Annotated in this window: 13 protein-coding genes; 5 read left to right on the top strand and 8 right to left on the bottom strand. The window is 45.2% G+C overall.

The features are described 5' to 3' along the window. The first annotated feature begins 8 nt into the window (after nt 1-8). The 3 genes from ACU37H_RS03475 to ACU37H_RS03465 all read left to right on the top strand — a co-directional run bounded on the left by ACU37H_RS03475 (nt 9) and on the right by ACU37H_RS03465 (nt 6,112). A complete protein-coding gene (locus ACU37H_RS03475; protein WP_472702973.1) occupies nt 9-1,058 on the top strand; it encodes a glycoside hydrolase family 43 protein in 1,050 nt (349 codons plus the stop codon). 266 nt (nt 1,059-1,324) lie between these two features. Continuing rightward, nucleotides 1,325-4,336, top strand: coding sequence for a SusC/RagA family TonB-linked outer membrane protein (locus ACU37H_RS03470; RefSeq protein ID WP_472702972.1), 3,012 nt, complete (start codon nt 1,325-1,327; stop codon nt 4,334-4,336). Between the two features lie 81 nt (nt 4,337-4,417). Continuing rightward, nucleotides 4,418-6,112 carry a RagB/SusD family nutrient uptake outer membrane protein gene (locus ACU37H_RS03465; RefSeq protein WP_472702971.1) on the top strand — a complete coding sequence of 565 codons (1,695 nt, stop codon included), beginning with the start codon at nt 4,418-4,420 and terminating at the stop codon, nt 6,110-6,112. 73 nt (nt 6,113-6,185) lie between these two features. Here ACU37H_RS03465 and ACU37H_RS03460 read toward each other — a convergent pair whose 3' ends face one another. The 7 genes from ACU37H_RS03460 to ACU37H_RS03430 form a co-directional block, all read right to left on the bottom strand. Beyond that, a complete protein-coding gene (locus ACU37H_RS03460) occupies nt 6,186-7,604 on the bottom strand; it encodes a Glu/Leu/Phe/Val family dehydrogenase (RefSeq protein ID WP_472702970.1) in 1,419 nt (472 codons plus the stop codon). A gap of 184 nt (nt 7,605-7,788) precedes the next feature. Continuing rightward, nucleotides 7,789-7,989, bottom strand: coding sequence for a CcmD family protein (locus ACU37H_RS03455; RefSeq protein WP_472702969.1), 201 nt, complete (start codon nt 7,987-7,989; stop codon nt 7,789-7,791). A 10-nt stretch (nt 7,990-7,999) separates the two neighbouring features. Continuing rightward, on the bottom strand, nt 8,000-8,692 hold the full coding sequence (locus ACU37H_RS03450; protein WP_472702968.1) for an ABC transporter permease: 693 nt from the start codon (nt 8,690-8,692) through the stop codon (nt 8,000-8,002). 427 nt (nt 8,693-9,119) lie between these two features. Next, nucleotides 9,120-9,767, bottom strand: a complete 648-nt coding sequence (locus ACU37H_RS03445; protein ID WP_472702967.1) for a heme exporter protein CcmB — start codon at nt 9,765-9,767, stop codon at nt 9,120-9,122. A 6-nt stretch (nt 9,768-9,773) separates the two neighbouring features. Further along, on the bottom strand, nt 9,774-10,148 hold the full coding sequence (locus tag ACU37H_RS03440; RefSeq protein WP_472702966.1) for a type II toxin-antitoxin system VapC family toxin: 375 nt from the start codon (nt 10,146-10,148) through the stop codon (nt 9,774-9,776). Further along, on the bottom strand, nt 10,135-10,356 hold the full coding sequence (locus ACU37H_RS03435; RefSeq protein ID WP_472702965.1) for a hypothetical protein: 222 nt from the start codon (nt 10,354-10,356) through the stop codon (nt 10,135-10,137). The genes ACU37H_RS03440 and ACU37H_RS03435 overlap by 14 nt, the downstream gene beginning before the upstream one ends. A 37-nt stretch (nt 10,357-10,393) precedes the next feature. Beyond that, nucleotides 10,394-10,963 (bottom strand): thymidine kinase, encoded by a 570-nt coding sequence (locus ACU37H_RS03430; protein WP_472702964.1) that lies wholly within the window; start codon nt 10,961-10,963, stop codon nt 10,394-10,396. 296 nt (nt 10,964-11,259) lie between these two features. On the opposite strand from ACU37H_RS03430, the gene ACU37H_RS03425 reads away from it, so the two are divergent. Then, nucleotides 11,260-11,982, top strand: a complete 723-nt coding sequence (locus ACU37H_RS03425) for a DUF8457 domain-containing protein (RefSeq protein ID WP_472702963.1) — start codon at nt 11,260-11,262, stop codon at nt 11,980-11,982. Here the strand turns inward: ACU37H_RS03425 and ACU37H_RS03420 are convergent. Next, nucleotides 11,963-13,249 carry a 3-deoxy-D-manno-octulosonic acid transferase gene (locus tag ACU37H_RS03420; RefSeq protein ID WP_472702962.1) on the bottom strand — a complete coding sequence of 429 codons (1,287 nt, stop codon included), beginning with the start codon at nt 13,247-13,249 and terminating at the stop codon, nt 11,963-11,965. The two genes, ACU37H_RS03425 and ACU37H_RS03420, sit on opposite strands and share 20 nt — an antisense overlap. A 148-nt stretch (nt 13,250-13,397) precedes the next feature. On the opposite strand from ACU37H_RS03420, the gene ACU37H_RS03415 reads away from it, so the two are divergent. Further along, nucleotides 13,398-14,528, top strand: coding sequence for a DegT/DnrJ/EryC1/StrS family aminotransferase (locus ACU37H_RS03415; RefSeq protein ID WP_472702961.1), 1,131 nt, complete (start codon nt 13,398-13,400; stop codon nt 14,526-14,528). The last annotated feature ends 31 nt before the right edge of the window (nt 14,529-14,559 follow it).

Genomic DNA, 14,559 nt, shown 5'->3' with positions numbered 1-14,559 from the left:
GCCATGACATGATCAGAATAGCCCATTTACTAATTGCCCTGACGTTATTAACCGGATGCGGTTCAATGACCCGCGTGGCGGAAAGCCAGGAGACGTTTACCAATCCGCTGCTGCCATCTGGCGCAGATCCTTACAGCTATTACAAAGACGGCTATTATTATTATACGCATACGACAGGAAACAGGTTGATGCTATGGAAAACGAAGAGCCTGGCAGACCTGAAGACCGCGCAAAGAAAAACGATATGGGTGCCACCGGCTAATAAGGCCTACTCTAAAGAGTTGTGGGCTCCTGAGATCATTTACTTGCGAGGGAAATGGTATATGTATTTTGCTGCAGACAACGGGCAGAACCGGAATCACCGTATGTACGTAATTGAAAATGCTTCTCCGGATCCGATGGAGGGAACATGGGTATTTAAAGGTAAAGTAGCCGACGCAACCGACAAATGGGCTATTGATGGCGATGTGTTTGAGCATAAAAACAAACTCTACATGGTTTGGTCGGGATGGGAAGGTGACTACAACGGGCAACAAAATATTTATATCGCACAAATGTCGAACCCCTGGACGATTGAAAGCCAGCGGGTTAGAATTTCAAGTCCTGAATATGACTGGGAAACACACGGGCGGCTGAAGGGTGAAACGCCCGACCAGGTGAATGTAAATGAAGGCCCGCAGTTTCTCCAACGAAAAAATAAGATCTTCATCGTGTATTCAGCAAGTGGCTGCTGGACTGATTTTTATACATTAGGTATGCTGACCATTGATGCTGACAAAGATTTGCTAAACGCTGCCAACTGGAAAAAAAGTTCCGAACCTGTTTTCAAAGCCGCACCGGAAAATGGTGTATATGGCGCAGGACACAATTCTTTTTTCAAATCACCTGACGGGAAAGAAGACTGGATTCTTTATCATGCTAACCCGCAGCCTGGCCAGGGTTGTGGCGGACACCGCACGCCGCGCGCACAGAAGTTTACCTGGAAAAAAGATGGCACGCCGAATTTTGGAAAGCCCGTTCGCACAGGCGAAGTGATGGCGGTTCCTTCAGGAAATTAAAATAACGTATCAAAGATCTGAATTAGCTTCTCTTAAAAAAATAGGAGAAGCTATTTATATTTTGTTAAACCGGTACGTTTTTTGCTAAAAAACGAGGAGTGTTTATGCCCGTATCCGTTTTACTATAGGCCATATCGTTTGCTGTATGATTATTCAGCAATTGTTGTATTTGTAATTGGTTTTAAAAAAACCGTAGCTCAGATTTCTGAAAATCTATTGCGGTGAAATACATGAGAATTTTGTAAACCACTTGATAATTAAGTCATATGATGAGAGAACCTAATCGGCCGCATGAGGGCCCGCTATGCCATTCGTGGCGCAAAATCGTTTTTTCGGTTATTACTATTTGTTTATTTACCATTGCACATGCAGCCGCTTTTCAGCAGGTTCCTCCTGTTAGTGTCTCAGGGGTTGTTGCATCCTCTAACGGAGAGGTGATCCCCGGTGCTACTATTATGGAAAAAGGAACTAACACTGCAACTGTGTCTGATGCGCAGGGTAAGTTTGCAATTAATGTATCCAATGGCAATGCTACACTGGTATTCAGTTCAGTAGGGTTTGCAAGTCACGAAGAGCCACTTAATGGCCGGACTCAGTTGGATACGATCCGCCTTTCGACAGCTGCCGCTCAGACAAACCTTGACGAGGTAGTCGTGATTGGTTACGGTACAGCACGGAGGCAAGATTTGACCACTGCAGCAGTCAGCGTGAGTGCCAAAGATTTCTTACAGGGGTCTGTAAATAACCCTATGCAGTTAGTAGACGGTAAGGTGGCTGGGGTAACCGTGTCACAAACCGCCGTAGGAGACCCGAACGCCGGTGTTAGTCTGCAGGTTCGGGGTGCCGGATCTTTTGCTGCAGGTAACGGACCGTTGGTCGTGATCGACGGTATGCCCGGTGGAGATCTTAGAAATCTATCGCAACAAGACATTGCATCTATTACAGTTCTGAAGGACGCTGGTTCTGCGGCGATCTATGGTAGTCGTGGTGCTGGAGGTGTAATCCTGGTGCAGACCAAGAGAGGAAGAGCAGGACGAGTAATACTTAACTATGATGGATTCATTGATCATGATGTAGTAGCAAAGAGACCTGATGTTTTGTCCGCACAGGAGTTTTTAGAAAGAGATCGGGGAACCGATTTTGGCGCTGTTACGGACTGGTATGACCAATTAATACGTAAAAATAACATTGGTCAGAATCACTACTTGTCTGCAAGCGGGGGTAATGAAAATTCTCAGTTCAGAATTTCAGGGAACTACAGAACCAAGCAGGGTATTGACATAGCCACCGACCGGAAAGAGTATGGATTAAGAGCTAATTTTTTACAGAAGGCACTTGATGGGATGCTGGAGATAGGGGGAAACTTTTCTTATAGAAATGCCCATGAAGATTACACTAACTATGGTGCGTTTAAGCAGGCCGTCAGTCTGAATCCGACGCTTCCTGTGATGGACCCTGAAGATCCCATGATGTATAATACGCTTGAAGGTTACGATACCTATAACCCTGTCCAGGATTTGCTTACACGTGTTTCAGGAGCAGAGCATGAATACACCATTATTGATCTGAATTTGAAATTGAATATCACTAAGGATCTAAACACTGTTTTGAATTTCCAAAGACAAGGACATTCCAGGCTATATGAAGCTTATTGGAATGCGAAGTCTGTCGAGTCTGTTCAGGGTAACTATATCGGAAGAGCGAGAATCGAAAACGAAAAATGGACTGATTTCAACCTGGAGTGGTTGGGTAACTACTCGAAAAAATTTGGCGGACATGACATCCAGGCTGTTGCAGGTTACAACTATCAGGAGTTTAATAACAATAATTCGTTCATAACTAACAGAAGATTTCCAAGCGATTATTTTCAATATAACAATATAGGTCAGGGGGATTGGAACAATGGTCAGCCGGTAAACTTCAACGATATCATGGGCTCTTCCAGAAGCAAGGAAAAGAACATTGCCTTCTTAGCAAGAGCTATGTATAATTATGAACAACGATATTATTTGTCTCTTTCGGGAAGATATGAAGGGAATACAAAGTTTGGTCCGACGAACAAATGGGGCTTTTTCCCTGCGGCTTCAGTAGCATGGAGATTGACAAACGAGGAGTTTATGAAAAACACCAATTTGTTTGACGATCTGAAGCTGCGGTTTTCTTACGGGGTAACTGGTCGTTCAGGTTTTTCAAGATACACTGCGCTTGCCGTGTACAGCCCTTACGGGATGTATCTCAATAGTGCTGGGCAGTGGGTGCGCGTGTTCGGACCCGGAAATAACTACAACCCGGATCTGAGGTGGGAAAGACAAATAGCGTATGACCTCGGTGTGGATTTTGCCCTGCTGAAAAATAAGCTTTCAGGTAGTATTGACTTTTACTATAGAAAAGGTAGTGATCTTATCAACGATTACCAGGTGCCTGTACCTCCCTATCTGCATGAACGCATGTGGGTAAACGTTGGTACTCAAAGCAACCGAGGCGTAGAACTCGCGCTGAACTGGAGTGCCGTTCAAACAGAAAATTTTAGCTACAGCACCAATATTACCGCATCTTACAACAAGTCCAGAATGGATAAATTCTCTAACGATAAATTCCAGGCGGATCAGAGGACGTTGTACAATTTACCTTCTCCCGGAAATCCAGGACCTGCATTTATGTTGAGGGAGGGATTTGAGATAGGTAACTTCTGGGGATTCAAATATGCGGGCGTTGATGAGGAAGGTAAAATGCTCATCTGGAAGGATGCACAAGTAAATGGCGAAAAAATCCGGTCCGACGCTGGAGGAGAGAGTGACAAGACCATTATTGGTAATGGTATGCCAAAGTACGAAGCGGCTTGGGGACACAATATAGGATATAAAGATTTCGACCTTTCATTTTTCCTTCGCGGGAAGTTTAAATATCAAATACTGAATCTTTATCAGATGTACTATGGATTGCAGGCACAAAGCGATATCAATCTCTTAAAAGACGCATTTGATCGTAATGGACACATTACTTCTCCCAAGGTAATTACAGATTACTTTCTTGAAAACGGGAACTATTTAAGAATGGACAATATAACCTTAGGGTGGACAGCGAATTTGAACCGGGAAAAATATAAAATCGCCAATTTGCGGGTTTATGGAACCGTGCGGAATGTATTCACGATCACCAATTATTCCGGACTTGATCCAGCTGCAACGAATGTGACAGGTTTGGAACCAGGCATAGGTTCTCTTGATTTGTATCCGATAACGCGAACATTCACTTTAGGTCTTCAATTAAATTTTTAAGTTGACGGTTTGAGCAAAATTGGCCTCAAAAGATCTGTATCATTTGACCAGTGCATCTGCCAAAAACAAAAACAATAACAGATGAAAAAGTTTAAAATATTATTATTCAGTATAAGTACCTTCTGCCTGGTCCTCGGTTCCTGTACAAAGCTTGACGAAGAACTGTTTAGTCAGCTTCCTGCAGAAGGATATTACTCAGACGAAAATGCTATCACTAGGGCACTGGTGAGAATATATGAACATGGACATTGGTGCGGTTGGGACGGCGACCGTTGGCTCCTTCAGGAATTAACGGCTGATCAGTTTGTGTGGACACAGAAAGGGCGGCACGGCTATGATGACGGGCAATGGGTGCGTCTTCATGCTCATAATTGGGAAGTGAGACAAGGCCAGATCAATGGCTCCTGGGTGGGTCCTTATCAAGGTATCATGCAATGTATCACCATTAGCAATGATATCCAGAAAGTGGACTTTGGAAGTATAGGGCTGACAGAAGAAGATAAAACCCGGTTTCTGTCTGAGATCAGGGTTCTTAAAGCCTGGTTTTATATGTTCCTGATTGACTTTTTCAGAAATGTGCCGATCATCGAAAACCCGGGTGAATCGAAACCTCAATCCGAGCCGGAAGAAGTATTTGCTTATATAGAAAATGAGCTAAAAGAAGCGCTTCCCAATCTGCCTAAAAATTCATCCGTAGGACGTTGGGATCAGGGCGGTGCAGCTTCATTGCTGGTAAGATTATACTTAAACGCGGAAAAATGGATAGGTCAGCCAATGTATACACAATGTGCAGAATGGGCGCAAAATATAATAGATGGAGATTACGGAACTTATTCCATAGATCCGGATTACCGCGGACCCTTCCGTTCAGGTGTAGGTGGTTATCGTTCTCCTGAAAATATTTTCGAATTTCCTCACAAGTTAGATTTATACAATTTTGGATGGATGTACAATGCACATATGCACTACGCTATGAGAGACGCGCTTGATAATGACTGGAGCGCTTGGAACGGTGTGCATCTTACGCCTTCAAGGGATTTGAATGGTGCGCTTTATGATCATAAATTAGGAAAGCCTTATGAGAAGTTTGCAAGTAATGATAAAAGAAAGCAAAGTTTCAGAACCACATCCGCGTCTGGTGACTATGAAGGGTTTTTTATAGTTGGGCAGTTGTATGAGCACGACGCTTTGCGAGGTTACGGCTACGACAGCACAAAAAAGATCAACGGCTCAGAGGAGTATAGTGGGAAGCCGTTGGTGTTCGTAGACCAGGTAGGACGATTTTCTGAGCGGCCGGGCGGACGCTGGTCTGAAGGGTCACACGTTACAACTGGTGAAGAAAATTCGGGCGTTCGGTTATTGAAGTTTCCATGGTTACAGCGTACTGCAGGATTATTCATGGCCAATTCCGCGCCGGAGATACGCTTAGCTGAAATTTATTATTCTCTGGCAGAATGTAAATACAGGGCCGGAGATAAGGCCGGAGCAGCAGCGCTCATTGATGCGGTGAAGAAGCGCAACTTCTCTGCTGCTGATTGGCCCGCTCAAAGCTATGCCGCCAATGTATCAAGGTTGACTGACGATGAATTTGTAGATGAGCTGGGCAGGGAGTTCTTGGGTGAACGTCATCGCCGCCCTGATCTTATCAGGTGGAACAGGTTTGGGAATGCTTGGTGGGATAAAGCTGCAGACACAAAAGACAAAACAGTTTTCCCGATTCCTCAGCAGGCAATAGACGCCAACCCTGAATTTATTAAACCAAACGGTTATGAATAAATTACTCAGGCGACAATAACTAAAGAAAGGCAGCGGATAGCTGCCTTTCTTATTTACAGTTGTTCACAATCTCTTACGGGAAGATGCCCAGCTCGGCGTAAGAAGTGGCTACTTTGTTAATGGCCACTACATAAGCGGCGGTTCTCATATCCGGAATATTTTCGTTGGCTTTCCACTCAGCCATGATCTCGCGGGTAGCAGTGATCATTGTTTCTTCCAGCCCGCTGTATACCAGTTCTACTTCATCAGCTCCGTGCTTAATAAAAGAACGGCTTTTTTCATCGACGCGTTTGCCGGTCAGCTCTTCAATTTCTTCCAATATTCGTGCGTTCATGTTTTCGTTGAAACGCTTTTCCATCCGGCCATATCGTACGTGGCTCAGGTTTTTCAGCCATTCAAAATAAGACACCGTTACACCACCCGCATTCAGGTACATATCCGGAACGACTAATACACCCTTCGATAATAATATCTCATCCGCTTCCGGCGTCAATGGTCCATTGGCCGCTTCCCCGATGATGCGGGCTTTAATGCGCGGTGCATTTTCTGCATGGATCACGCTTTCCAAAGCAGCAGGAATCAAAATATCGCAATCCAGCTCCAGCGCAGCCGCATTATGTTCCAGGTTCACCGCGCCGGGGAAATTCAGAATGGACCCTGTTCTTTTTCGGAACTCAAACAGTTCGTTAACATCGATGCCATCAGGTTTAGAAATCGAACCTTCATATTCCGCAATGCCTACAATGATCGCTCCGGCTTCCTGGAAATATTTAGCCGAGTGAAACCCTACATTTCCTAAGCCCTGAACTACAATTCTCTTGCCTTCTACACCGGGTGTCAATCCGCGTTTCACCATTTCTTCTTCAATCGAACATACTTCTTTGAGTCCGTAAAAAACACCCAGGCCGGTGGCTTCTTTACGACCGCGAACACCACCCTGGGAGATGGGTTTTCCCGTCACGCAGCCGGCTGCGTCTATGTCATGGGTATGCATGGCCGTGTAGGTATCGACGATCCAGGCCATTTCTCTTTCGCCCGTACCATAGTCGGGAGCGGGCACGTCTACTGCCGGTCCGATAAAGTTTTTCTTAATTAATTCCGACGTATAGCGGCGCGTGATCTTTTCGAGTTCATAAGGCGTATACTTTTTCGGATCGATTTTGATCCCTCCTTTACCGCCTCCAAACGGAACGTTTACGATCGCACATTTGTACGTCATCAACGCAGCAAGGGCCATTACTTCGTCCTGGTTCACCGCCATCGAAAAACGGATACCACCTTTACAAGGCGTTTTATGATGAGAATGCTGAACACGGTATGCCTCGATCACCTCAATGCTCCCGTCTTCTTTTTTAACGGGAAAGCGCATGCGGTATACCGCATTACAGGCGCTGATCTGCTCCAGCAAACCTTTGTCCCATTTAGTGAATTCAGCGGCTTTCTTGAAGCTTTTCACTACAGCTCCGTAAAAACTATAATTATTATCAGTCATAGATAGGATTTTTCAAATTGTTCTGGCAAAAATGACCCTTGTTTAGCCAACCATTTATTACATATCAGCGAGAAAGCGCTCCATCGGATCACGTTAACTAAGTCTACGAACATTTGTTAACCGAAGCCTAAACCGGCCGGACCATAAAATTGCAAGAAAGATCATCGCGGCCTTGTCAACTTCATTAGTTTTCGACCTTCTCTGCTGTCTCTAGTTTTTTGATCTTTCTTTCAACCCGAACCAGGTACAGGACCAGGCCCAGCAATATTATGAGCAGGACGGCAATGACCACATAAATGCGTCCGTTGCTATACATCAAATTTTCCTGAGCCTGTGCGTTGGCAAGCAGCGGGAGCAGGGCAAAAAGAAACATCAATAATTTCATTACGATTTCTTTATTTAATAAAATGCTTTTCCTTCAGGTACTGGATCCTGATCTTCAAACTGGCGATCCAAACCCCAAGCAGCGCCCAGCCGATGAACGCCGGATATTCGATCATACGCATCTCCGGGCTGGCGTCTTTAAAATTCAAAGCAGGATTCCCTTCCTGGCCGGGATGCAGGCTGGGCAACAGCCGCGGCACCACCATGATGGTTGGGAACAGCATAGCAAAAGCAAAAATATTGTAAACGGCACTGATACGCGCCTTTTGGTCGATGTCCTGTATAGAGCTTCTTAAAATGAAGTAAGCAAAGTAGATAAGCAGGGCTACAGCAGTGCCGATCAGTTTCGGTTCGCGCGCTACTGCGCTAAACGAATCAAAGGCAGGATTATTGGGATCGGCCCAGGTATAGCTGGCCCATACGGCGCCTGTGGCGTAACCCAGCAAGCCGAAGACGGTTCCCACAGAAGCGTACTGGCTGGCGGCAATGTCGTTTTTCAAATTGCTTTTACTCAGGTAGCGAATCGAATGTACCAGCGAGCAGGTGAACAGTACAAACATCGCCGCCCACATGCCTACATGATAAAAAAGGTTCCGGATCGTTTCTCCTAATACCGGCAGATTGGGGATCTTAATCAACAATCCGCCGACGATGGCATAAACTAATAAAATGACACAAAGAATCTTCCACCACGACTTTCGCATACATGAAATCAATTTAAGTTGATAAACACAAAAGTAAGTGGAAAGTTTATATTATAGATTTGAGATTTGACAGTTTAGCCTTTTGCCGGACGGTGGGTTACCTTTTACCAACATATGTATTAAAAATAAAACGCGTGAGTCTTTTCCGGCGACATAAAATCCCGGCCACCGTTAGCGTGCTTTACCTGGGTTGGTGGTTCTTTTTATGGTACATGAGTTTTCGAACGGCTCAGCAAGGGATTCATTGTTTATCTGCGCTTGCTGCAATTGCGTGGCTGTCAATGATCGCAGGATTGGTTATTTCGGCTATTTTCTTAGTGCGGTATCTGATGGTCAAATCTCCGCTTCGAAAGGATTACCTGATTTTTTTAGGAATCTCGTTGTTGCCGGCGATGATAATAACGCTCGTGTTGTATTAAAAATACGGTTAATCTTTCCAGAGAAAAGGAAAAAGAATAACGGAGAGCAACCCCACCAGGAAATCAAGGGCCACGAGCAACAGTATATCGCTCGATTGGAAACTTTGCGTGGTGGTGAACGCTGTGTTAGACAGCTTCATCAGCAACATAAGTTGCGGAACGATGAGCGGAAACCCCAGCACAGCCATGATAGCAGCGTTTTGCCGGGCCTTCGCAGCAATGGCGGCTAAAAAGGTAAACACCATGCTCAGGCTGAAGCCGCCGAGCAAAGCCAGGCCTGTAAAGGGAAGTATCTTTTGCACCGGGTTACCGATGAAAGCAAAAAACAACCCGAGGCTGATCATCGTCATTACCAGCATCAGCAGGCAGTTGAACAATAATTTAGCCAGTATGAAATGTGTAGGGGAGGCGATCGTGTAGAAATAAAGCATTCGTGCCCGGCTTTCCTGCATGAAGCTTTTAGCCACGGCGTTAATGCAGATAAACAGTTGTATCACCCAGAAAAGACCATTCCATATTTCCTTTTCAGGCTCCTCTATGGCCAGGAACAACACGAATATGGTCGCTCCCATGTAAAGCAGGATGCCATAAAAGCTATATTGCTGGCGGATTTCCAGCAACAACTCTTTTTTAAATAAGGTAATTATGGGTTTCAAGAGATATTAAAAGGTAAGGATCTTTAAATTATGAACCTTATTGAAGTCTTTATCATTAGAAATAAGTGTCAGATCGTGTTGAACCGCATGAGACGCAATGATCGCGTCAGGCATTTTTAACTTTGACTGTATTCTCAGCTTGCCTATTTCTTCTAGTCGCTGAATATCCGGAACTATATTGATCAGCTCTATCCGTTCAAGCAGTGTGTTAAACAGCTCTTTATCTTCTTCGGACAACCGTGAAAAAGCAAAAAATTCGATAACCGAAATAACAGAGATACATACCCATTCACTGTTCGCCAGGAGCTCTTCAAGCGCCTTGTTACCTGCTAGCAAACCAATAGCCGCATTCGTGTCAATTAGAAATTTACGGCCACTCATCTCTTAGCTTTTTCTGCTCAGCCAGTGCGTCGCCTTTCCATTCCAGCTTGCCCGCAAGATCAGAAAAGTCATATTTCTTTTTCGGTGGCTCGGGTTGCTCTTCCAACGCCATCACAATCACTTCTACCCGTTTGTCTTTATATTCTTCAGGAAGATCAATCGTAAGTGGATTGGAATGCTTTTCAATTATTTTTCTTACTGCGTTCATATCACAAATTTAAAAAGATAAATTCATTCCCTTGATATTATAATTTGTCAGTATAGCATCTTCTGCACCGGGGTTCATACACATCCATCGCACCCAACATGACCTGGTCATCATCAGGTATTTTCCGGTATGAAAAGTTGGCGATATTGCCACACTTTACGCAAATGGCGTGGAGCTTCGTCACGTAATCCGCCTTCGCCAACAGGAAGGGCATCTGCCCGAACGGTTTCCCCGTAAAGTCCATGTCCAGGCCGGCCACGATGACCCGGATGCCCTGGTAGGCCAGTTTATCACACACATCGGGCAGCCCGTCATCGAAAAATTGTGCTTCATCGATCCCGATCACGTCTGCACCCTGTGCCATCAGCAATATCTTTTGGGAGTTATCGACCGGCGTGGAATGGATGGCGTTTGTATCGTGAGAAACAATGTTTAGCTCATCATAGCGGGTATCAACGGCTGGTTTAAAGATCTCAACTTTGAGGTTCGCAAACTTCACCCGTTTTAACCTCCTGATCAGTTCTTCGGTTTTACCGCTAAACATGGAGCCGCAGATCACTTCGATCCATCCTCGTTTGTCGCCCCTGATGTCCGGTTCAATAAACATTGTTAATATTTACAGTTTTCGTAAGCCTACGCAATAATTTCTGTTATATTGGCGTATTTTATGATGAGTGAAAGAGATCTCAAAAGTAGCGCCTGCATGTCAACATCAGGCAAATTTTTGAGATTATGTTCACTTGAATATAGGAATACCCTCTAAGACGCGCCGGCCACCTCCGAACATGAACACATTGGGTATTGTTTTTGTTGGAGGAGATACACACTGGAGAACAGTGGTGTCTGGCGCGGTTGGCGCAACTGCGCTGTATCATTTGGCTTGGATCTACATAAAAATATATAATGGAAAGAATCGGAAGTTTGATTGAAAAACTCAGTGTGCAGTTCTCAAAGAAAGTCCCTCTGGAACAGTTGCTCAGCACGGTTCAGTTGCTTCAAAATGAAATAGCAGGTAATATAAAAGAGGTAAATGTTTTGGGAACCAGTGGTATATCCGTTATCGTACCCAACGCAAAACCTTTGTCGAATGGAACCGCTTTCAAAGAAGGAGAGGAGGAAGAAAGTAATGAGAAAGAGTATTTCGAATTAGTGGTAGAAGGTGCCGGTGATGATGAAGGGCAGCAGGAACCCCCGGCGCGTGAAATTCCGAGCTACGAGGAGCTGATCCAATTGCAAAGGGAAGCCAAGAAGACGCCCCGTCCGCAGGCCACCCTCAGTTTCAAGGAAGAGCCGGACGAGGCCGCTGAAGATCTGCCTACCTTGTCCAGGCAAAGCAAGCCCGGCACGCGGGCCGCAAAGCAAGCCGCGACTCCCAAGGCCAGCCGCAATGCCATTAAGGACCTTTATAAAGCAATTAGCGCGCAGGACAGAATCGTTTTTGTCAGGGAGCTATTTAGGGGGGATGAGATCATGTTCGAAAGAAGTATCAAAACGATCAATAACTTCAACTCACTCGGACAGGCAGAATACTGGATCCGGAGAGAACTACGCACCAAAAATGGCTGGTTGGCCGGCAACCCGGTCGTTCAGCAATTTGAGCAACTGGTTAAAAGGAGATTTGCCTGAGCCAGGCGGTTATTCGCCCGGTGGCGCCGGTATTATTTGCTACAAATTCTCCGGCATTATTGCTGTAAACCTCCAATTTTACTTCATTTAAAACTAAATCTGAAAATGTATGAAGTAGTTCACTTTCAGTTTTAAAGGATATGCCACCTCTTTTTTCTATTAAGTTAACTGCCTCGGAGAATTTATGATAATTAGGGCCGAAAAAAACCGGCTTTCCATATACAGCAGCTTCCAAAGTATTATGAATACCGGCTTTTTTAAAGCCGCCTCCGACATAGCTGATCGTGGAATATCGATAAAGCCTCGAAAGCATCCCGATGTTATCAATGATAAGCGCCCGATGAGCAGCATTCTGATGCTCCGCCGCCGTGCTGTTGACAAGATCGGAATAGAGGATATGGCTTGGAAATATACTCTTTAAAAAATTGAGGTGATCGATTCTAATTTCATGAGGGGCAATAATTAGCGTTATTTTTTTATTATACAAAAGCAATTTTTCAAGCATGCGTTCATCGTCGGGCCAGGTGCTTCCCGCAACGACCACCAGTTCTTTTTCCGCTACAAATTCTTCAATGGCCGGAATGGGCTCGAAACCTGCGGCGATGGCCGCCACCCGGTCAAATCTTGTGTCACCCGCAAGCGTGAGTTTTGAAGGGTCTACCAGTTTGCCGATCAGCTTGAGACTCGATTCATTTTGAACAAAAATATGCGTGAAGCAGGTGAGCATCTTTCGATGAAGGCCGCCGTACCATTTAAAGAAAACGGCATCTTGTCGGAATATCGCAGAAACGAGAATTGCCGGAATTTGTCGCTTCCGTGTTTCATTCAGGTAGTGATACCAATATTCATATTTGACAAAAATAACAAGCCTGGGCTTCACGATGTCCATAAACTGCTTCGCGTGATTTCTGGTGTCGAGGGGCAAATAGAAAACGGCATCGGCTCCCTGGTAATTTTTTCTGATTTCATATCCCGATGGAGAAAAAAAGGTGAGCAATATTTGATGATCCGGATAGTCTGCCCGAAGTGCTTCCAGCACCGGCCTGCCCTGTTCGAACTCTCCCAGCGAAGCACAGTGCATCCAGATCACGGGCGGGTCAGCTTTAATAACATCGCGCAGCCTTTTAAAAATGTCCTCTCTTCCGGTGAGCCATAATGTTGCTTTCTTATTAAATAATGAAGCAATGCCAATCGCTACCCGATAGAGTCTTATAAATATATTATACAATAATACCATCACAACAAAGCCTTTCGGCAAAAGTAACAAGGACAGATCAGGTTTAATGCGTCGCTCCAAACAAAGTTGGCTGATTTATTCGCCTGCATTCCGTAATCGCTGCAGCCGGCTGGCTGCGTCTTCATTTGTAGGTAACTTTCGTTACTTTTGCCGTCCTTTAAAAATAAAAAAACCTCCTATGCGTCCCATCCAGATGGTCGATACCCGCAGTCAGTATCTAAAGATCAAAGATGAAATTGATCAGGCTGTTTTAGATGTAATGGGCAGCAGCGCATTTATCAACGGACCGGCAGTAAAAGATTTTGCTGCGAACCTGGCCGGTTATTTAGGTACGGCTCATGTGATTCCCTGCGCCAACGGTACCGATGCCTTACAGATCGCGCTGATGGCGTTGGACCTGCAGCCCGGAGACGAAGTGATCACTCCGTCATTTACTTACATTGCTACCACTGAAGTGGTGGCTTTGCTAAAGCTAAAGCCTGTTTTCGTTGAGGTGGATCAAAGCACTTTTTGCCTGGATGTGGAGGACCTTGAGCGGAAAATAACGCCCCGGACCAAAGCTATTGTCCCCGTTCATTTATACGGACAGGCGGCGAACATGGAGGCGATCATGGCGATTGCTAAAAAACATAACTTATATGTGATCGAAGATAATGCCCAGGCAATCGGCGCCGATTTCGCTTTTTCTGATGGAACGCGAAAAAAGACGGGAACGATCGGACATATAGGTTGCACGTCTTTTTATCCCAGCAAAAATCTGGGCGCTTTTGGAGATGGCGGTGCTATTTGTACAGATGATGTCGCGCTTGCTTCCAGGATGCAGATGATCGCCAATCACGGACAAAGTAAACGTTACTATCATGATGTCGTGGGCTGCAACAGCCGGCTCGACAGTATCCAGGCGGCGATCTTAAATATTAAATTGCGTCACCTGGATGAGTACAACAAGGCCAGGCAGGCTGTAGCAGCGTATTATGACAAAGCTTTTGGCGGTAATGAAAAGTTGACGATCCCGTCGGTGACGGGTTTTGCGTCTCATGTATATCACCAGTATACCTTGGTCCTGAATGATGTAGATCGCGAAGGCCTGGTAGCCTATTTAAGCGGCCAGTCTATCCCCGCCATGATTTACTACCCGGTAGCAGGACATCAGCAAAAGATGTTTGAGCATTTTAACATTGGTGAGCAGAACCTGCCCGTCACCGACTGGCTGACAGAAAGGGTGATCTCACTTCCCATCCACACCGAAATGGACGAAGAGCAATTGGAGCACATAACCAATGCTGTTCTGGCATTTTTAAAAAAGTGAGCGTAAATCGCCACAAAGAAGAAGACTATTT

The organism is Niabella sp. ZPM-14 (genome assembly GCF_055693045.2).
The sequence above is the reverse complement of the archived record's forward strand: the minus strand, read 5'-3'. Positions and strand labels throughout refer to the sequence as shown.